This window comes from Streptococcus sp. CM6 (genome assembly GCF_000526095.1).
Classification (GTDB): domain Bacteria; phylum Bacillota; class Bacilli; order Lactobacillales; family Streptococcaceae; genus Streptococcus; species Streptococcus oralis_BW.
Map to the genome: position 1 here is coordinate 13,840 of NZ_JATS01000020.1, position 19,088 is coordinate 32,927.

Annotated in this window: 19 protein-coding genes; all 19 read right to left on the reverse strand. The window is 41.8% G+C overall.

The features are described 5' to 3' along the window. Window positions 1–64: 64 nt before the first annotated feature. Window positions 65–1,177, reverse strand: a complete 1,113-nt coding sequence (gene msrB, locus HMPREF1516_RS06675; protein WP_033606126.1) for a peptide-methionine (R)-S-oxide reductase MsrB — start codon at window positions 1,175–1,177, stop codon at window positions 65–67. Between the two features lie 9 nt (window positions 1,178–1,186). After that, entirely contained in the window at window positions 1,187–1,750 is a 564-nt protein-coding gene (locus tag HMPREF1516_RS06680) for a redoxin family protein (RefSeq protein WP_000759267.1), read from the reverse strand. 13 nt (window positions 1,751–1,763) lie between these two features. Further along, complete coding sequence (gene ccdA2, locus HMPREF1516_RS06685) at window positions 1,764–2,474, reverse strand: thiol-disulfide oxidoreductase-associated membrane protein CcdA2 (protein WP_033606127.1); 711 nt, start codon at window positions 2,472–2,474, stop codon at window positions 1,764–1,766. A 163-nt stretch (window positions 2,475–2,637) separates the two neighbouring features. Beyond that, entirely contained in the window at window positions 2,638–3,189 is a 552-nt protein-coding gene (locus HMPREF1516_RS06690) for a GNAT family N-acetyltransferase (RefSeq protein ID WP_033606128.1), read from the reverse strand. 349 nt (window positions 3,190–3,538) lie between these two features. Further along, the gene (gene nadE, locus HMPREF1516_RS06695) at window positions 3,539–4,363 is read right to left on the reverse strand and encodes an ammonia-dependent NAD(+) synthetase (protein WP_033606129.1); all 825 of its coding nucleotides are present in this window, start codon (window positions 4,361–4,363) and stop codon (window positions 3,539–3,541) included. Then, window positions 4,360–5,820: a nicotinate phosphoribosyltransferase gene (locus HMPREF1516_RS06700; protein ID WP_033606130.1), complete on the reverse strand. Its 1,461-nt coding sequence runs from the start codon at window positions 5,818–5,820 to the stop codon at window positions 4,360–4,362. The genes nadE and HMPREF1516_RS06700 overlap by 4 nt, the downstream gene beginning before the upstream one ends. Before the next feature lie 116 nt (window positions 5,821–5,936). Continuing rightward, window positions 5,937–6,425, reverse strand: coding sequence for a DUF6773 family protein (locus HMPREF1516_RS06705; protein ID WP_033606131.1), 489 nt, complete (start codon window positions 6,423–6,425; stop codon window positions 5,937–5,939). Then, the gene (locus tag HMPREF1516_RS06710) at window positions 6,415–6,624 is read right to left on the reverse strand and encodes a helix-turn-helix transcriptional regulator (RefSeq protein WP_001107495.1); all 210 of its coding nucleotides are present in this window, start codon (window positions 6,622–6,624) and stop codon (window positions 6,415–6,417) included. The genes HMPREF1516_RS06705 and HMPREF1516_RS06710 overlap by 11 nt, the downstream gene beginning before the upstream one ends. 147 nt (window positions 6,625–6,771) lie before the next feature. Next, window positions 6,772–7,368: an HAD family hydrolase gene (locus HMPREF1516_RS06715; RefSeq protein WP_033584516.1), complete on the reverse strand. Its 597-nt coding sequence runs from the start codon at window positions 7,366–7,368 to the stop codon at window positions 6,772–6,774. A 59-nt stretch (window positions 7,369–7,427) separates the two neighbouring features. Further along, window positions 7,428–7,838 carry a GNAT family N-acetyltransferase gene (locus tag HMPREF1516_RS06720; RefSeq protein WP_084647657.1) on the reverse strand — a complete coding sequence of 137 codons (411 nt, stop codon included), beginning with the start codon at window positions 7,836–7,838 and terminating at the stop codon, window positions 7,428–7,430. Window positions 7,839–7,937: 99 nt separating this feature from the next. After that, complete coding sequence (locus HMPREF1516_RS06725) at window positions 7,938–9,302, reverse strand: amino acid permease (protein ID WP_033606132.1); 1,365 nt, start codon at window positions 9,300–9,302, stop codon at window positions 7,938–7,940. A 76-nt stretch (window positions 9,303–9,378) separates the two neighbouring features. Next, on the reverse strand, window positions 9,379–9,861 hold the full coding sequence (greA, locus tag HMPREF1516_RS06730) for a transcription elongation factor GreA (RefSeq protein WP_000818770.1): 483 nt from the start codon (window positions 9,859–9,861) through the stop codon (window positions 9,379–9,381). 62 nt (window positions 9,862–9,923) lie between these two features. Continuing rightward, window positions 9,924–11,675, reverse strand: coding sequence for an endolytic transglycosylase MltG (gene mltG, locus HMPREF1516_RS06735; RefSeq protein ID WP_084647658.1), 1,752 nt, complete (start codon window positions 11,673–11,675; stop codon window positions 9,924–9,926). Between the two features lie 90 nt (window positions 11,676–11,765). Next, the gene (locus HMPREF1516_RS06740; protein ID WP_033606133.1) at window positions 11,766–12,254 is read right to left on the reverse strand and encodes a GNAT family N-acetyltransferase; all 489 of its coding nucleotides are present in this window, start codon (window positions 12,252–12,254) and stop codon (window positions 11,766–11,768) included. Continuing rightward, window positions 12,251–12,718 (reverse strand): GNAT family N-acetyltransferase, encoded by a 468-nt coding sequence (locus HMPREF1516_RS06745; RefSeq protein ID WP_033606134.1) that lies wholly within the window; start codon window positions 12,716–12,718, stop codon window positions 12,251–12,253. Before HMPREF1516_RS06745 ends, HMPREF1516_RS06740 begins: the two co-directional genes overlap by 4 nt. 9 nt (window positions 12,719–12,727) lie before the next feature. Next, window positions 12,728–14,062, reverse strand: a complete 1,335-nt coding sequence (gene murC, locus HMPREF1516_RS06750; RefSeq protein WP_000048097.1) for a UDP-N-acetylmuramate--L-alanine ligase — start codon at window positions 14,060–14,062, stop codon at window positions 12,728–12,730. Window positions 14,063–14,073: 11 nt separating this feature from the next. Continuing rightward, the gene (locus HMPREF1516_RS06755) at window positions 14,074–14,685 is read right to left on the reverse strand and encodes a hypothetical protein (protein ID WP_033606135.1); all 612 of its coding nucleotides are present in this window, start codon (window positions 14,683–14,685) and stop codon (window positions 14,074–14,076) included. A gap of 47 nt (window positions 14,686–14,732) precedes the next feature. After that, entirely contained in the window at window positions 14,733–17,828 is a 3,096-nt protein-coding gene (locus tag HMPREF1516_RS06760) for a DEAD/DEAH box helicase (protein WP_033606136.1), read from the reverse strand. Between the two features lie 92 nt (window positions 17,829–17,920). Beyond that, a complete protein-coding gene (locus tag HMPREF1516_RS06765; protein WP_000521345.1) occupies window positions 17,921–19,087 on the reverse strand; it encodes a MalY/PatB family protein in 1,167 nt (388 codons plus the stop codon). Window position 19,088: the final 1 nt, after the last annotated feature.

Sequence of the window (19,088 nt, forward strand, 5' to 3'; positions counted from 1 at the left end):
CTCCTTTACCACTTACTAGTATCAGTATAGCAAAATTCTCCTCTAACTGCTTAGGAAAGACTTCTTAATCAACATAATCTAGTAAATAGGCATAGCCTTTTTCTGCCATTTGGTCTTTGGGAATAAATCGGATAGAGAGACTATTGATACAGTAGCGTAAGCCACCCTTGTCCTGAGGCCCATCTGTAAAGACATGGCCAAGGTGAGAATCTCCAACTCGGCTCCGCACTTCCATGCGTGTCATATTGTAAGACTTATCTTCCTTGTAGGTAGCAACATCTGGACTGATTGGTTGGGTGAAACTAGGCCAACCACAACCAGACTCAAACTTGTCTTTTGATGAAAAGAGGGGTTCGCCAGTGGCCACATCCACATAGATACCAGATTCGAATTTATCCCAGTAGCGGTTTGAAAAGGCTCGTTCTGTTTGATTTTTCTGTGTGACTGCATACTCCTCAGGTGACAAGGTCTTTTTCAATTCTTCATCACTTGGTTTAGGATATTTGCTGGCATCGATGACGGGATAGGCAGCCTGATTGACATTGATATGACAATAGCCATTTGGATTTTTCTTGAGGTAGTCTTGATGGTAATCCTCAGCCACCACAAAATTCTTCAAGTTTTCCTTTTCAACTGCCAGAGGTTGGTCATATTTTTTAGCAACTTCATCAAAGACTTGGTTGATTACTTCCAAATCCTTTTCATCTGTGTAATAAACACCAGTACGGTACTGGGTCCCCACATCATTTCCTTGTTTATTTTTGCTGGTTGGATTGATAATGCGGAAGTAATGAAGCAGAATTTCCTTGAGGGAAATTTGCTTAGCATCATAAGTAACATGGACAGTCTCTGCATGGCCTGTTTGGTTAATCAATTCGTACTTGGTTGTTTCCCCTCTACCATTTGCATAGCCTGAAACGGCATCGGTTACTCCAGGCACGCGTGAGAAGTATTCCTCCACTCCCCAGAAACATCCCCCAGCTAGATAAATTTCGTGCAAGTCTGCGTCTTTACTCACTTCTGTTTTTTTCACTGTTTTTCCTCCTTGGCTAACGGATGCTTTCTCAATTTGCGAGCTATCTGTCTGCCCTGTATTTCGCATCAATAGAAAATAAAAACCGGTTATGGCTAGGAGAATGACTCCTGCCAAGACAAAAAGTTTTACTTTATCATTCATAGCCTTTCTCTACCCCATTTCTTTCAATTCTTTTAAAATCATTTCCTTATCCATAAAACCTGGTTGCGTTTTGACCAGCTTGCCTTCCTTGTCTATAAAGGCTTGAGTCGGATAAGAACGGACACCATAACTTTCCAAGAGTTTACCTGATGGATCAATTAAAACTGGAAAATTTTTATAATCCAATCCCTTGTACCAATTCTTAAAGTCCGCTTCTGCTTGTTCACCTTTGTGTCCAGGAGAGACCACTGTCAAAACTACATAGTCATCACCAGCATCCTTAGCGATTTCATCCGTATCTGGAAGGCTAGCTAGACAGATGGAACACCAAGAAGCCCAGAATTTAAGATAGACTTTCTTGCCCTTGTAATCAGATAAACGATAGGTCTTACCATCTACTCCCATCAGTTCAAAATCAGCGACTTCCTGACCTTTAGTCGCAGTTTTCGAACTAACTTGTTCTGTTTTGGATTGCTCCTTCATAGTAGACTCGTCTGACATGTTTTTAGTCGAACAGGCTGCCAAGCAACAAATTGAGCCTACTCCAAGGAGACATGTTTGCCATTTTTTCATTTCTTTTTCCTCTCTATTCAAATAATGTAGTCAAAATGGAAGCATTTCCCAAAAGCACCAAGATTCCCATCACGATAATGAGAAGACCACCCACTTTTTTGAGGGTTCCGAGATAAGGATGGAGTTTTCGGAAATGTTTCAAAACATAGCTGGAAGCAAGAGCTAGAACCAAAAATGGTAGCGCCAAACCCAGCGTGTAGACTAACATGAGACCAGCTCCCTGCCAAGCTCCTGAACCACCTGAAGCCGCCAAAGCCAAAACAGAGCCCAAAACCGGCCCTACACACGGTGTCCAAGCAAAACTAAAGGTCAACCCCAGTAAAAATGCCTGACTATAGCCGTTAGCATTTTGACCCTGTCTCTTTAATTGTAGCCTTCTTTCCTTGTAGAGTCCCTGCAAATGTAAAACATCCATCTGGTGCAAGCCCAAGAGAATGATAATCGCACCCGTCACATACTGAAACCAAGAAGCATACAGCAAATTGCCTAAAAAACCAGCTCCATAACCCAGTAAGATAAAAACAAAGGAAATCCCCGCTATAAAGGCCAGAGTTCGCAATAAACTTACAACTGAGATTGAAAATTTTCCGCTAGAAGCCTGAGCATCATTCTTATCATCCAATAAGACTCCTGCATAGACTGGCAACAAGGGTAAAATACAAGGAGAAAAGAAGGAAAGAATTCCAGCAAGAAAAACACTGATAAAAAAGATTACATTGTCCATTGCCTTCCTCCATTCTTTGATTTGATAGGTATATTATATCCCCAAAACTCCAGAAAAAACAGGGAACATGATAGGGAAAAATAGGAATTTAATCAGTTTATTTAGAAATCTGGCACAAAAAAAGCCAGACAAGGTCTGACTTTGGTAGAAACAGAAAAGAGAATCACCTGTCTTCCCTGCTTATCTGGTAATAAATAAGGTCCGCAACGTAGTCTTTTCTCTCCACACCATTGGTAATGGTTTTTAGATAAGACATTCCCGCTTTTTCCATAACACGGCCTGAAGCTGGGTTGAGACTAGCATATCGAGCTCTGGCCTTTTGAAAACCAACTTGAGTAAAACAGAAGTCTAGCACAGCTTTCAAGGCCTCCGTCATCATACCACGACCCCAATAATTTTTTCCTAAAATATACCCAATTTCACAACTTGAATCAGACTCATTCATCTCAACGATGCTGATATCTCCTATCACATGCTCAGGATCTTCTTTGAGACAAATGGCCCATTTGTAATAGTTGGGATTGGTATAGGATGCAACCCAATTTCGAATCGAATTCCGAGTCACCTCAACATCAGGATGAGGATCCCAGGTGACATAGGTCAGATTCTCAGCAGATGAAGCCCAATTTTGAAACATGGCTTCCGCATCACTCTCCACAAATCTTCTCAAAATCAAACGTTCTGTCTGTAACATTTGCGTACCGATTGCTTTCATAATGTTACCTCGCTTTCTAAGCTTAAGGCTCATGGTAAAAAGACTATACTCAGTAACAGCTAGAAAACAAGTTTTTCATCTAGTTACTTGACGCAGTCGCTGTCTGGTTTGAAATGCGCTTTACCAAGCTTTTTCAAACCTAGTCATCCTTGCGGGGGTGAGACAAGGAAAATCAAACTCTTCGAGTTACCGAATCTACCTCGTTTTCCTGTTTCTAGACTCGGGCTAAAAAGGTCCCCCGGGCCTTCTTCGCTTTCTCATTTCTAGGCTCAGGGTAAAAACCTCCACTGGAGGTTATTCTTGCTCTCGAGTTTCAAGGCAAGAAGCTAAAAAGGTCCCCCGGACCTTTTTACTCCCAAAAGTCATCAAATACGGTGATTGGTAGGTGGCGTTTGTGTTGGCCTTTGTGCCACCAGTTTTCAATAGTCGCTTGGGCTTCTGGGCTGATTGTTTTACCTTCGAGGTAGTCATCAATTTCATTGTAAGTGACTCCGAGGGCTATTTCGTCAGCAAGTCCAGGTTTGTCTTCTTCTAGGTCTGCTGTTGGGATTTTTTCATAAAGAGCTGGGTCTGCACCAAGTTCCTTCAAGAGTTGTTTCCCTTGGCGTTTATTGAGGCGATAAAGTGGGAGAATGTCTGCACCACCATCACCAAACTTGGTAAAAAAGCCTGTGATATTTTCCGCGGCATGGTCTGTTCCAATGACCGCTCCGCTATGGGCACCTGCAAGGGCATATTGGGCAATCATACGACTACGAGCTTTAATATTGCCCTTGTTAAAGTCTGAAACAGAACTTCCTGTCGCTTCAACTGCATCTGCCATGGCATCAGCTGATTCCTTGATATTCACAACCAAGCTGACATCTGGCTGGATGAAAGCGAGGGCTTTTTGAGCATCTACTTCATCAGCTTGCACGCCATAGGGCAGGCGGACAGCGATAAATTGGTAGCTGTCATCTCCTGTCTCTGCTCGCATTTCTTCCATAGCTAATTGCGCTAAGCGCCCTGCTAAGGTTGAGTCCTGACCTCCAGAAATTCCTAGTACAAAAGTTTTAAGGAAGGGGTGTTTTTTCAAGTATCTCTTTAAGAAATCAATCGAACGACGGATTTCTTCCTGAGCGTCAATCACTGGCTTGACACCCAGTTGCTGGATAATGGCCTCTTGCAAACTCATTCTTCTTCTCCTTCACCAAGAGCTTCCTTGCGCATCTTATCAATCAAATCCATCTTATCTTGCCAAATATCACGCGCCAAGTCTACTGGGTAATGTTGCGGATTGAGAACCCGTTTATACTCATCCCAAAGCTTGTCAAATTCTTTGCGAGCATAGGCCTGAATCTCAGTCAATCTAGGCAAGTTGTAAACTAATGTTCCTGCTTTGAAAATATCCACCAAGAGAGGAACGGCATCAAAATTTCGAACGGTCTTTTTGATGTAGGTATAAGTTGGATGGAACATTTTGATTTCCGTCATGTCACTCACATCCACACCATCATAAGTAATGTAGTCACCTTCTGACTTGCCTTTTTCACGACTGGTAATGCGCCATACCTGCTTCTTACCTGGCGTAGACACTTTTTCCGCATTATTAGACAGTTTGATGGTATTGCGCATCTGACCATTTTCATCTTCGATGGCAACAATCTTATAAACTGCCCCAAGAGCTGGCTGGTCATAGGCTGTAATCAGCTTGGTTCCCACACCCCAGACATCAATTTTAGCCTTTTGCATCTTGAGATTGAGGATGGTATTTTCATCTAGGTCATTAGAAGCATAGATCTTAGCCTCTGTGAATCCAGCCTCGTCCAGTTGCTGACGGACTTTCTTAGAAATGTAGGCAATATCCCCAGAGTCAATCCGCACACCCATAAAGTTAATCTGATCACCCAGTTCACGCGCCACCTGAATAGCAGCTGGCACACCGATGCGAAGTGTATCATAAGTATCTACTAAAAAGACACAATCACGATGGGTCGCCGCATAGGCCTTGAAGGCTTCATAGTCGTTTCCATAAACCTGTACCAAGGCATGGGCATGAGTCCCCAAGACTGGAATATCAAAGAGCTTACCTGCTCGCACATTGCTAGTTCCGTTGGCTCCACCAATCACGGCTGCGCGTGTTCCCCAAATAGCTGCATCCATTTCTTGCGCACGACGTGTCCCGAATTCCATCAAAGGCTCATCTTCAATGACTGAACGAATACGTGCTGCCTTTGTCGCTATCAAGGTTTGAAAGTTAACGATGTTCAAGAGAGCCGTTTCGACCAACTGGCATTGGGCTAGAGGGCCTTCAACTTGAACAATCGGTTCATTAGCAAAGACCAAATCCCCTTCTTGGGCAGAACGAACGGTCAACTCCAACTGGAAATTGCGAAGGTAATCCAAGAATGCTCCATGATAGCCTAGCGACTCCAAGTAGTCAATATCACTATCTGAAAAGCGTAAGTCTTTAAGATAATGTACAATTCTTTCCAAACCAGCAAAAACCGCATAACCGTTGTTAAATGGTTGCTGGCGGAAGTAAACTTCAAAGACCGCCTTCTTATTGTGAATCCCTTGGTCAAAGTAAACTTGCATCATATTAATCTGGTACAAGTCCGTGTGCAATGTCAAACTATCATCTGGATACATCTGTTTTCCTTCTTCCTTCTTTATAAAGGTATGAACGTATTCTACCACTTTCACACCATCCGATAAATCAGTACTATTATAACACATTTTACCGAGATTGATAAAAAGCTAACAAGCTATTCTCCATTCTCCAGTTCATCTATATCTTGCTCAAACTTTTTTTGAGCCCATTCGCCATAACTTTTAAGGCCGAGATTGCCGATAAAAACCCAAGGAAGGTAAATCAGATAAGTAATGACCCAAGCAGACAAGTATTTAACGTTCAGAGGATTGTGCTGATAAATTTCGATATTGAATTGATAATTCTGCAACATCAAGAGAGTCGTAATAGCGAGAGTCACCAGCAAGCACCCTACAATCGTAAAATGAAAACGACTATAGTAGGTCACTCCAAGTTGTCGTGCACGATTGAAAAAGAAGAAAATTCCTAAAAGAAGGGTAACCAGAAGAATATCAGGATTAAAAAGAGCAGGTGCTAATACAGCCACCAAATAACTTAGAAGAATGAGCCCGATAAACACATGAAAAGACTCTGTCCCAGCTTTGTTAATCAGTTGTTCTTCTCTTTCGTCTAATAATTGATAATAAAAAAATCTATTTTTCATCTTCTTCCTCCCAAAATAGTTGGTCTAAAGTTTTGCCTAAGCATCTGCAAATGGACTGGCAGAGCGAGAGACTAGGATTGTATTTCCCAGCTTCAATCAAGCCTATGGTCTGCCTAGTAACACCCACAGCCTCTGCCAAGTCCCCTTGTGTCAAGTCAAGCTCCACACGAGCTAGTTTTAATTTTAAATTTTTAGCCACTAGCGTCCTCCTTCACATTTTTAAAAAGTTGCGCTTCTTTTAAAAATATTATACCATATATCTAACTTAATGCAACATATAAATGTCATTTTGTAAGATTTTATTAACAAAAAAACTCTCTACCACAAAAAATAGAGAGTGTTGAGTTCAAATATAGGATTTCAAAATATCGACGACATCACTTCTTTTCTTGACCTGATAGGACTTGATGCCCAATTTCTCAGCTGCTATTGTATTGTCCTCAATATCGTCTAGAAAGACACAATTTGTAGGATCTAGCTGGTATTTATCGAGAATCCCCTTAAACATTGCCAAATCAGGCTTTATAGCTTTTATATCACAGGATAGGACAAAGCCATCTAAAAGTTCTTTTAAGGGAGACAGTTGCTCTTCCAGCAAGTCATAAAATACCTTTGAGGTATTGGACAAGACGAAGATGCGATGCCCCTTTTTCTTTAGTTCTGACAAGACAGGAAAGACTTCCCTATAAATATCAATGTAGCTAGGCCAATTCCAGATAACTTCTTCAACCTTCTTTTGATAGCCCCTTCCAATCATCGACACAAGTTTAAGCACCAACTCTTCTCTCGTCATAGTCCCAAGATCTAATCTTTCCCAAAGCCCCGACTGAAAAATGCTCTTATCTAAAATGAGATAATCTTTCTTCGTATTCGAAACACTTTGTAAAATCTTATCCTTGTTCCATTCTAATAAAACGTTGCCCATATCTAGTATGATATCCATCAGCCCACCTCCATAGTGATGTGAAGATTTCCTCTTTGCTTTATACTTTCATATTCAGCTTACAAATCCTTTTGGTAATAAAATCTTTGCCCTGTGTAGGGATAGTCTTGCAAGGTAAAGACTTCCTTGTAGCCATGCCTTTTATAAAAATCTGGTGCTTGAAACTGGTAAGTATTCACGAAAGCAAACTGACAGTTTCGATTCTTAGCTTCATTTTCAGCTTGCTCCAATAGTTTTGAACCGATTCCCTGTCCTCGCAATTCCTCTTTCACAAACAAATATTCGATTTCCAGCCAATTTCCAAAAGTCTCAGCTACTAAGCCTGCCATGAGATTGCCCATTTCGTCTTCGACATAAAGGTTCAGCGGCTCGCTTTCAGCCTCTTCTCTTTTAGAGCGATTATAAGCACGAATCAAATCCCCTATTTCTTGCGCTTTATGCGATTCCTTATTTTCCAATCTAACGTGCATTCAAACCTCCTAATAAACTGCTACAGCTTGATTATAATCCTATTTCAATAGACTGTCAAACTAGAAAAACTCACCAAGCAGAGTTGATGAGTTCATGAGTTATTTTCTAAATTTCCACTGACTATAAACCCCAAAAACAAGGATCCAGATAGCAGAACCAACTGCCCCCATGAAAGTCGACTCTTGCAAAAAGAGAGTCACAAAAACAAAGACAAAAAAGAGAATGGTTAGGGGATTAAGCAAGCGATACTGAGGCATGAGGTAGCCATCAGCCATGAAATCTTGTGACTTGCGGTATTTTAGATGAGCCACCATAATCAAGATATAAATAGCGATATAAACACCTGATGAGGATGCTGTGATCAAAGCAAAGGCATCTGAAACACCTGGCAACACATTGATAAAGGCGGCGAGAGCAATCAAGATTGCTGAGGCAATGATGGCATTTTGTGGAACATTGTGGCGAGAAAGGGTATCGACCTTGATGGCCTTTAAGAAACGATTGGGCGAATCATGGGCAATCTGATATAAGTGTCTCCCTGTTGAGTAGAGAGTTGAGTTAAGAGCAGACGCTGCTGAGGTCAAGACAACAAAGTTGATTAGAGCCGCTGCCCACTTGATCCCTGCCAGTTCAAAAACCGTTACAAATGGAGAATCTGAAGAATTAAGATAAGACCAAGGAATAATGGCCATAATCGCAATAAGAGCTCCCCCATAGAAGAAGATAATTCTGAGAGGAATTTCCTTAACAGCTTTGGGCAAGACCTGACGAGGGTTCTTTGTTTCAGAAGTTGTCACCCCGATAAACTCAATCATCAGATAGGCGAAAAATACCATTTGAAAGGCCATGACAAAGTTCATAACTCCATTTGGAAAAAGAGAGAACTGGTCGCTGATATTTGCCAAGCTTGCAACACCATGCGGTGTCTTAAAGCCTGTCAAAACCATAAAGACCCCAGTGGCAATCATGGCTAAAATCGCCACAATCTTGACCATAGCAAACCAAAACTCGACTTCTCCAAAGAGCTTAACCGCAATCAGATTGACCAAAGCCAAAATCGTTAAAAAGACAAGCTGAATCATCCAGCTAGGCCAGGTAGGGAACCAGAAGCGGACATAGTCTGAGATGGCAGTGATTTCTGCCATACCGATAAAGACAACAGACAACCAATAAGACCAAACCGAGAAATACCCCCAGCCTTTCCCCAAATGACGGGTGATAAAGTTGATAAAAGTATGTTGTTCTGGATCCTGATATAGCATCTCCCCAACAGCCCTCATCATCAAAAACATAAAGGCTCCTGTAATCATGTAAATCAGGATGATAGAAGGTCCAGTAAGGCTGATAGAACGACCAGCACCTAGGAAAAGTCCTGTTCCGATTGTCCCCGCAATGGCCATCACCTGAACATGGCGATTGGTTAAACCACGCTCCATTTTATTTTTTTTCTTATTTGAACTCATATAGTCTCCTATTTATTCAAAAAATCAAAAAGGAGTTGAGCAAGTCAAGACCTCCACTACTCCATTTTCATTCTATTTAGGCTGTTTTTTCAACCTTTAAAATTTTGACATCGTAACTACCAACAGGTGTCTCAATCGTAACAATATCGCCTGTTTTTTTGCCGATCAAAGCTTGTCCAATCGGACTTTCATTTGATACCTTCCCAGCGAAAGCATCCGCACCTGCAGAACCGACGATGATGTAGACTTCCTCTTCCTCTTCACCGATTTCTTGGATGGTTACGGTCTTACCGATAGCTACCTCATCTTGGGCAACTGCATCGCTATTAACAATTTCAGCATAGCGAATTTTGGTTTCTAGACTTGAAATTTGTCCTTCAACAAAAGCTTGTTCATCCTTAGCTGCTTCGTACTCACTATTTTCTGAAAGATCCCCGTACGAACGAGCAATTTTGATACGCTCTACGACTTCAGGACGACGAACGAGTTTCAATTCTTCTAATTCTTTTTCTAACTTTTTCTTTTCTTCAAGGGTCATTGGGTAAGTTTTTTCTGCCATTTTTTTAACTTTCTTTTCTATTTACTTTTTTAAAACAAAATTATGTGGAAAACCACATAATTTTAGTTTGAACTACTTGCTTGAGGTAACTTGCTATTGATATGCTCTGCAACGTTTTGATCATGCTCTTCTTTTGTCGTTGCAAAGTACACTTTACCGTCTTCAACATTGGCTACAAAGTATAAGTACTCACTCTTTGTCTGATTTACACTTGCTTCAATCGCATCGAGGCTTGGACTATCAACTGGTCCGGGCATGAGGCCAAGATGTGTATAAACATTATAAGGTGAATCAATCGTAGTATCAATTGCAGTATCATCAGCCAAGCTAATCTTTTGGCCAAGTTTTCCTTCAGCATACAAGATAGCAATGTTGCTTTGAAGTGGCATACCAAGATTCAAGCGGTTATAGAAGACTCCCGCAATCAATTTACGATCTTCGGTCTTAGCACCTTCTTTTTCGACAAGAGAAGCAATACTGAGCAATTCATTAACTGTCAGATTCTTTTCTTTGATCGTAGTGTAATACGGTGACATGGCCTTGTCCATAGCTGCTAACATATCATCAATCAAGCTTTCAACTGTGGTGCTGTCTTTGATAGTGTAGGTTGCTGGGAAAAGGTAACCTTCAAGGCGATAACGAACGCCACTGTCTTTTGTTGGTAGACTTCCAAGAAGGTTTGGATACTTGGCTACTAGTTGGGAGAGGAAGGTTTCATCTTGAGCTTTTGCCATGAAAGCATCCGCTGTAAGAGGTTCTTTAAAATCACCTTGGAGTTGACCTACTGTCTGAGCAATTTGCTCTAAGGTATAACCTTCCGGAATAGTTAAGTTTGCAAGCACTGGTTCTTGAGGTTCAGGAGTTCCACCTTTTTGCAATTCTTGAATCAAGTCATCCGTACTCATGCTCTTCTTCAAATTGTAATAACCTGACTTCAAGTCTGAACCCTTATACTTAGCATAAATACTAAAGATAAGTCCATGTTTGACCAAACCAGATTTTTCCAAAGTGCTCCCAATTTGTTGCACATTTGATCCTTCTGGAATTTGAACTGTCATATACTCCTTAGAGCTCGCATCAACAGGTTTCAAAGAGTCTTGAACATAACCGTACCCAAAGTATCCACCAGCAGCCACAAGCACCAAAAGAACTAAAAAGGTTACTAGGAAACCTTTGGCTTTTGATTTTTTCTTTTTCTTGGTTGGTTTTTTACCTTTACGGCGACGGTTACGACGTGATTCTTCCGTTAATCTGTCTGAGGATCCAGTTGAAGCTAGCGCTTCAGCTTTATTCTCAGAAGAAGGAATTGATGTATTGGCCTCTTCTGTCTTATAAGTCACATCTATCTTGGTCGGAGTATCGTTAAATTCTTTTTCTTCAGGTTCAAGTTCAACTGGTTCCACCTTAGGTTGAACGGACTCCACTACAGGTTCTTCAGCTGGATGAATCGGTTCTACTAGAGGTTCTTCAGATTCTACAACTTCAATCTTGTCAATGATAGGTTGTCTAATCTCTTTCTCTCCTTTTTCATCCGTTTTATCAGCTTCAGCACTCGAAAGTGGAGGAACACTCGGCGCATTCTTTAGAATTTTATCGACAACAGATAGGGAATCAGCCATCAACTCTTCTGTTGAAGTATCAGATTCAGGATTTGCAGGAGTTACTGAACTAGCTTGAGATGATGAAGCTGTCAGATTTGGAATGTCTACTTCTTTCTCTTTTCTATCTTGTTCTTTTACTCTCTCTAAATCACGTAGAATCTGCTCTTTAAAGCTTAATTTTTCTTCTTCTCTTGATTTTTCAGTCAAAAGCATTACCTCCTTGTTGACAATCCATAATATTATATCTTAAAAGTTACAGAAAAGCAACAAAACATCCCTTTCTATAGCTATGATTCTCATTTTTTAAGGTTGCCAAACCATATCATACCAACTTTCACCCGCAAAGCTTGACTGGGATACTCCTTCATTCACAAATCCATTTTTTTCATAATAAGGAATGAGATAGTCATGACAGGTCAAATTGATACCTTCTCGTTCATGTTCTAAAGCAACTTCTTTCAGATCCCTTAACAGTCTTTTCCCCACGCCTAAGGCTTGTGCCTCCTTAGCTATGGAGAGACAGGTCACAGAGATATAACCTCCAGGTCGATGGCTATAGTCTTTTATCTCTTCTGTAAAGGACTGATCTTGTAGATGACGATGTGGGACGACTGGACCTTCGATATACCCAAGGATACGTCCCTCCTTTTCGGCTACGAGAAAACTGGTCTGAATTTCACGTAAGTGCGCCTCAAAGACCGCACGAGGAATGGCTTCTTCAAGGGAGAAATTCTCCAGCTCTATCTCTAAAATTTGATCTAAATCCGAAAATCTTGCTTGTCTGATTTTCATACTTCCTCCTGATAAAAAGGATTGGCCCAAATCAGATTCCATCCCGAAAATCTTGCGCATGAAGCTTCTGGCACTTCTTCCTCAACAAAGCCATTCATCTCAAAATAAGAGAGCAAGTCATCAGGACAAGTCAAGCGAAGATACTCATACCCTCCTTCCACCGCCACTTGTTTCAAGCTAGCAAGAAGAAGGGTCCCCAAACCTTGCCCGCGACGGTCAGGATGAATAGCAAATGATCTTATTTCTATCCATGTGGGATGAAGAGACTGAGATTCTCCTAAAACATAGCCCACGAGCTGGTTTTCATCTCTAGCTACAAGAAAGGTATCCGCAATCTTACGGATACTCTCTTCTAAAAATTCGTAGCTCACTATTTCTTCTGAGGATAAACAAGATTCTTCAATTGCTACAATTTCTTCTAAATCCGATAAAGTAGCCCGTCCTATGGTGATTGGAATTTCCATTCTTTTTTCTTATTGGACGTTACTTGTCAAATTAGACAAAAGACGTTCAAATGAGTACTCATAGGTTTGGATATCTCCTGCTCCCATAAAGACATAGACTGCATTATCATGCTCAAGGAGTGGTGATACATTTTCAACTGTGATGACTTGGCTTTTCTTCTTAATTTTATCTGCTAGGTCTTCTACCTTGACGTCACCATGGTCCACCTCACGGGCTGATCCATAGATTTTCGCCAAATAAACAGCATCTGCCTGGCTCAAAGCTTTAGCAAAGTCGTCTAATAGGGCAATGGTTCTAGTGAAAGTGTGTGGTTGGAAGATTGCAACAATTTCCTTGCTTGGGTATTTCTGACGAGCCGCATCTAAGGTCGCAATGATTTCCGTTGGATGGTGGGCGAAATCATCAATAATAATGGTACCATTGACAACCTTTTCAGTGAAACGACGCTTGACACCAGCAAATGTTTTCAAGTGTTCACGTACCAAGTTCAAGTCAAACCCTGCTGTATAAAGTAAACCAATAACGGCTGTCGCATTCATGATATTGTGACGACCAAAGGTTGGAATGTGGAATTGACCCAACTCTTGTCCGCGGAAATGAACTGTGAAGGTCGAACCAGTTGTAGAACGTAGAAGGTCGCTAGCTACAAAGTCATTTCCCTCAGCATCAAAGCCATAGTAATAGATTGGCGCATTGGCTGTAATCTTACGCAACTCAGCATCCTCACCGTAGACGAATAAACCTTTGGTAATTTGTTTAGCATAGTCATTAAAGGCATTGAATACATCCTCTAGACTCGTAAAGTAGTCTGGATGGTCAAAGTCAATATTGGTGATAATAGAGTATTCTGGGTGGTAAGGCATGAAATGACGCTCATATTCGTCAGATTCAAAAACAAAATACTTAGCATTTTCAGAACCTCGACCCGTTCCATCCCCAATCAAGAAGCTAGTGTCTGTGATGTGAGACAAAACGTGAGACAGCATCCCAGTCGTTGATGTCTTTCCATGCGCTCCTGCAACCCCCATGCTGACAAAGTCACGCATAAAGCTACCTAGGAATTCATGGTAACGTTTGTAGCTGATACCATTTTTGTCGGCATAGGCGATTTCAACATTGTTATCTGGACGAAAGGCATTTCCAGCAATAATTTCAAGATCCCCTTGCAGGTTCTTTTCATCAAAAGGAAGAATCGTAATTCCTGCCTGCTCTAGTCCACGTTGAGTAAAGTAGTATTTTTCAACGTCTGAACCTTGAACCTTGTGTCCCATTTGATGCAACATCAAGGCTAGGGCACTCATCCCTGATCCCTTGATTCCAATAAAATGATATGTTTTTGACATGCTTTTCTCCCTTACTCAGTAATTCTTGTCAGATTCAACTCTTGGGCAACCTGACGTTCCTGTTCTGTTTGCTTATTCTTTTTATTATAGATTTGACTCTTCTTTAGAAAATCATAGTTGTTCTTTTTAGCCTTTTCCGTTTGAGATTTCGGAGTTGGATTCGCCACTTGGCCAACCTCCTCAGCTAAGATATAGTGTGACTGACTCAAGTTTCTGCTAAACTTGGCAAACTCACCTGGATTTTCCTTTTGAAATGGTGCTGTTGGTTGGTTTCCTTGACGAACAAGTGTTGAACCATTGTGTCGTCTAGTATGACTAACATCCTGAGTCAAATACTTGGCCGAACGTTTCTTCTTCAGATCCGCACGCGCCTCTTCTCGAGCCAATTCAGCATACGTTTTTTCAACTTTTTTAGGTTCTGGGCCTGGTTTTGACTCCTTACTAGCTACCGAAGGAGTTACAGCCTGTTCCTCATTGATAGGAGACCATTCCAAATAGTTCTTATCGCGGTAATCACCTTTGATATTGCTAATAAAGTCTGACTCATCGTACAAGTCCATGACTGGCATTTTAGTCAGCATGATCTCATCATCTGACACCAGTGGAAATCGATCTTGTTTCATTTTGTATTTCCTTTCAACACTTCATTATAGCGTATTGTCTTGATTTTTCAAGTGCTGGCTTCAGAAATCCCTAAAATTTCTCGAATTTCTGCCAGACTAAGACTCGCACGCGATTCCGTTCCATCCAAAACTTGGGAAACCAGGTGTTTCTTCTGTTCTTGGAGTTCTTGAATCTTTTCTTCAATGGTCCCTCTAGTAATCAAACGGTAAACCTCTACCTTCCGCTCCTGTCCCATTCGGTGAGCTCGTCCGATAGCTTGAGCCTCGACAGCAGGATTCCACCAGAGGTCCACTAGGATGACGGTGTCAGCTCCTGTCAGATTGAGACCGACACCACCTGCCTTAAGGGAGATGAGAAAGATATCTCTTTCCCCTTGATTAAATATTTTAGTCATCTCTTGTCTGTCTTGAGCAGGAGTTGAGCCCGTAATTTTGAAGGAGGTCAAGCCCAAATTTGGGAGTTCTTGCTCGATTTTCTCCAACATTCCTTTGAACTGGGAGAAAATCAAGACCCGATGCCCACCATCAGCCACTTGTAGCAATAAATCTCGGAGACTATCCAATTTACCACTGGATCCCTGATAATCGTCCATAAAGAGAGCTGGCGTATCGCAGATCTGGCGCAAACGCATAAGACCGGATAAGATTTCTACCCGACTTCTCTGGAATTCTTGGTCTGTCACTTGGGCTAGACGGTCTCGCATCTGTTGCAACTGGGCCAGATAGATGGCCTTCTGCTGGTCTTCCAGTTCATTTTTATAGACGACTTCGATCAGGTCAGGCAGTTCTGTAAGAACTTCTTCTTTCTTACGCCTCATGACGAAGGGTTTGATAAACTGCGCGACTCGGTCAGCCGGTAATTTTATAAACTCCTTTTTACTTGGCAAGAGCCCCGGAAGCACAATTTGAAAGATAGACCACAACTCTCCTAAATGATTTTCGATGGGCGTACCTGACAAAGCAAAGACTGCCGGCACCACAAACTGGCGCAAACTCTGAGCAATCTTAGTCTGGGCATTTTTCATGACCTGGGCTTCATCTAAGAAGAGAAAATCAAAAGCCATCTCTTGATAAAGCTCGCTGTCTTGACGAAAGGTAGCATAGCTAGTTACATAGATTTGGTGATTTTCAGAAAGAATTGCTTCTCGATTCGCTTTCAAACCATGAACGACAGCCAAATCCAACTGTGGTGCAAATTTCCTGAATTCATCTGCCCAGTTATAGATCAAACCTGACGGCGCTATAATCAAGACACGACTATCTTCTGTCACCTGACTCGTCAAAAAAGCGATAGTTTGCAGTGTTTTTCCCAGTCCCATATCATCAGCTAGGATACCACCAAAGCCATAGCGGTGAAGCATCTGAAGCCAACGGACACCCTTTTCCTGATAGTCTCTCAAACTCGCCTGCACCTGTATATCTCCCAAAGGAAAGTCCTCTGGATGGGTCAAATCATGAGCCAAATGCTGAAATTCCTCTGTGAAGGAGATCCTATCTCGACCTTCAAAAAGCTGAGACAGACTGTAAGCTAAGGATTTCCGAGCCTGAAAAGAACCATCTTTTAGCTCAACCCCCAATTCCTGTAAATTTTGACGAATCTGCTTGGTTTCCTCATCAAAAAAGTACACTTGGTCAGAAGAACTGATATAGAAATCCTGATTGCTGGTCAGGGCTTTGAGAGCTTGATCAATCTCTTCTTGGGCAATCCCTTGGAAATCAAATTGGATTTCCAACAGTCCTCCCTTGGACTCAATCTGAACCTGAGGGGCTTGGACGCTGTAGAGCTGATTCATCTCATCAGACAAGAAAACCTGACCCAACTTCTCAAAAGCTGGAATCGTATGGTGAAAGAAAGAATAAACCACTTCCGACTTCAAAGCCTGTCTCCAAGACTGAAAATCGGCCTCAAAACCAGCTCCTAGACAGACTTGAAATAGCTGGTTTTCCAAGACAGCATCGCTTGAAAAAGGTAATTGTTCCAGCTGTTGACGACTAGTCACCTTAACATCTCCATAGTCAAACTGGATATCCAAGCGGATACGGCCGTCATCCTCCCTATCAAAGTAAAAGATTGGTGAAAAGGGTCTGATTTGCAAGCGCTCAGGAGCAGAAACTGTGCCCAGCTGTCCAAACAAAGGCAGACAGGCGGCCAGACGGTCACGATCACTGTTGTCAAACTGGAGGCATTTTCTCCCTCTTTCCTCCTGAGGGAGCTCTTTGATTTCCTTTAGGAGGCTGATTTGTTTAGGGTTTAAGAGATAAAGATTCCCCTTACGAAAGAGAACTGCCCCTCCATAGAATACGTTAACTCGCTCACTTTCAGAAATCTCCATCTCAAAATAATCGGGATACTCCTGCACGGAAAAAGAGAACAGTTTCGCATCGGGATCTAAATCATGAAAGAGAAGATTTTCATAACTATCGATCTGGTGTTCAAAATGAAAATCCTCCAAATTCATCAGCAACTCCACTCCCTGCTCAAAAAAGGTCAGAGGGAAAAAGAGGTGACGACCTTGATTGGGGAAAAAGAGGTCTTGACTCAGTCCCTCCTCAATCAAGCCACATAAAAAAGTAAGAACTTCTTGACTAGCTGTATCAAAAGCCTCCCAAGACAAGTCATTTTCATAGTGTTTCCCAATCATATATGGCTTTCGATGGACTAAGACCTTCAAAAAGAGTGGGATGTCACGAATGACATAATATTTTTGACTATCAACTAAACCGATTCGGAGAGTCCAAAGGAGGCGATTGGTTCCAGCCTCTACCTGACCTTGAGCCGACAAAGTGTAGATTTTTTCTCTTTTCTGAGGTTGGATACGCTCCAAAAAACTACCGCCAAAACTAACCTTGGTTTCGACCTCTTCTTGCTCTTCATGTCCTTTTTCTAAGGCTTGTAAAATTACCTGGCCTTCTTCGTCGTTCTTCAGATAATGCTCGAGAGCCGCTAGGTGAACACAGTAACCTCTTTTTTGGAAAAAATCACAAGCACAAAAAACAAGATCATCCTCTAAACTGTAGCGCAAGTCTTCTCCCGCCACACGAGTATAGAGGCGATTCCCTTTTTCCTTGATAATCTCAATGTTGCCCGTTTCATAGAGAGTAACACCCTCCATGCGCAACTTTCCTGGAATCAATTTAGCCATAGTTACCCCTTTATCTTATCTTTTCATTATACCACATTTTCCCCTATGAAAATAGCCTTCTAGGAAGACTTTTCTCCTAGAAGGCTGGATTTTTAAAGTGTAGCAAAAGTAGTCACGATGCGTTGGCAAACCTCTTCCAGTACTGACTTCGGCATAGCCACATTGAGGCGGGCATGAAGAGCTCCCTCCTCCCCAAAGTCCAAACCTCGGTTCAAGATAACCTTGGCTTCATTCTTCAAAAGCTCTTGCAAGCGGTCATCCGTTAGGTCATAGGCTGAAAAATCAAGCCAGATCAAGTAGGTACCTTGCGGTTTCATGACCTTAATATTGGTTTCGTTGCCCAAAACATCCACTACATAGTTAATGTGGTCCTCGATGACTTCTTTTAACTCTTCTAACCAGTCCTTACCATAACGGTAGGCAGCTTCTGTTGCCAAATACCCCAAGCCTGAGATTTCATGTTGGTTATTGGCCAACTGCCGTTTTTGGAAAGCCACACGAAGCTTTTGATTTTCAATAACTGCATAGGAATTTTTGGTCCCAGCAATATTAAATGTTTTAGTGGCACTACTCAAAATAAGGGCAAAGTCTTTAAAAGCAGGATCAATGGTGTTGAAAGACTGGTGTTTGTGACCAAAGAGGGCCAAATCTTGATGAATCTCATCTGAAACCAACAAAACACCGTGTTTTTGGCAGAGATGCCCAATCTTTTCTAACACTTCCTTTTCCCAAACACGTCCACCAGGATTGTGAGGATTGCAAAGGATATAAAGCTTCACATCCTCTTCCACCAATTCCTTCTCCAGCTGGTCAAAGTCAATCTCAAACAGCCCATCCTTTTCCACCAAAGAATTGGTAATCAATCTGCGATTGTTCAGTTTGACACTGCGGGCAAAAGGTGGATAGACCGGTGTGTTAATCAGAACCGCCTCTCCTTCTTTTGTAAAGGCTTGAATAGCTGTTGAAATAGCTGGTACCACTCCCTCGATAAAGACGAGGGCATCCTTGTCAAAGTGATACCCGTGTTGACTGGCTTCCCAGTCCTGAACCGACTGAATCAAAGCATCACTTCCATAAGTATAGCCATAGACCAACTGATCTGCGTAGGCTTGTACAGCTTGTCGAACCTCAGGCAAAACCACAAAGTCCATATCTGCTATCCAGGCTGGTAGAACTTCGCGATCAACTTCCGCTTCTTTCCATTTATAGGTATGGTGTCCAAAACGATTGGGCAGGCTTGTAAAATCATATTTTCCCATA

Coding starts and splice junctions, on each gene's coding strand:
- msrB (WP_033606126.1), bottom strand. CDS start 1,177: ATGAATGATAAAGTAAAACTTTTTGTCTTGGCAGGAGTCATTCTCCTA.
- HMPREF1516_RS06680 (WP_000759267.1), bottom strand. CDS start 1,750: ATGAAAAAATGGCAAACATGTCTCCTTGGAGTAGGCTCAATTTGTTGC.
- ccdA2 (WP_033606127.1), bottom strand. CDS start 2,474: ATGGACAATGTAATCTTTTTTATCAGTGTTTTTCTTGCTGGAATTCTT.
- HMPREF1516_RS06690 (WP_033606128.1), bottom strand. CDS start 3,189: ATGAAAGCAATCGGTACGCAAATGTTACAGACAGAACGTTTGATTTTG.
- nadE (WP_033606129.1), bottom strand. CDS start 4,363: ATGAGTTTGCAAGAGGCCATTATCCAGCAACTGGGTGTCAAGCCAGTG.
- HMPREF1516_RS06700 (WP_033606130.1), bottom strand. CDS start 5,820: ATGTATCCAGATGATAGTTTGACATTGCACACGGACTTGTACCAGATT.
- HMPREF1516_RS06705 (WP_033606131.1), bottom strand. CDS start 6,425: ATGAAAAATAGATTTTTTTATTATCAATTATTAGACGAAAGAGAAGAA.
- HMPREF1516_RS06715 (WP_033584516.1), bottom strand. CDS start 7,368: ATGGATATCATACTAGATATGGGCAACGTTTTATTAGAATGGAACAAG.
- HMPREF1516_RS06720 (WP_084647657.1), bottom strand. CDS start 7,838: ATGCACGTTAGATTGGAAAATAAGGAATCGCATAAAGCGCAAGAAATA.
- HMPREF1516_RS06725 (WP_033606132.1), bottom strand. CDS start 9,302: ATGAGTTCAAATAAGAAAAAAAATAAAATGGAGCGTGGTTTAACCAAT.
- greA (WP_000818770.1), bottom strand. CDS start 9,861: ATGGCAGAAAAAACTTACCCAATGACCCTTGAAGAAAAGAAAAAGTTA.
- mltG (WP_084647658.1), bottom strand. CDS start 11,675: ATGCTTTTGACTGAAAAATCAAGAGAAGAAGAAAAATTAAGCTTTAAA.
- HMPREF1516_RS06740 (WP_033606133.1), bottom strand. CDS start 12,254: ATGAAAATCAGACAAGCAAGATTTTCGGATTTAGATCAAATTTTAGAG.
- HMPREF1516_RS06745 (WP_033606134.1), bottom strand. CDS start 12,718: ATGGAAATTCCAATCACCATAGGACGGGCTACTTTATCGGATTTAGAA.
- murC (WP_000048097.1), bottom strand. CDS start 14,062: ATGTCAAAAACATATCATTTTATTGGAATCAAGGGATCAGGGATGAGT.
- HMPREF1516_RS06755 (WP_033606135.1), bottom strand. CDS start 14,685: ATGAAACAAGATCGATTTCCACTGGTGTCAGATGATGAGATCATGCTG.
- HMPREF1516_RS06760 (WP_033606136.1), bottom strand. CDS start 17,828: ATGGCTAAATTGATTCCAGGAAAGTTGCGCATGGAGGGTGTTACTCTC.
- HMPREF1516_RS06765 (WP_000521345.1), bottom strand. CDS start 19,087: ATGGGAAAATATGATTTTACAAGCCTGCCCAATCGTTTTGGACACCAT.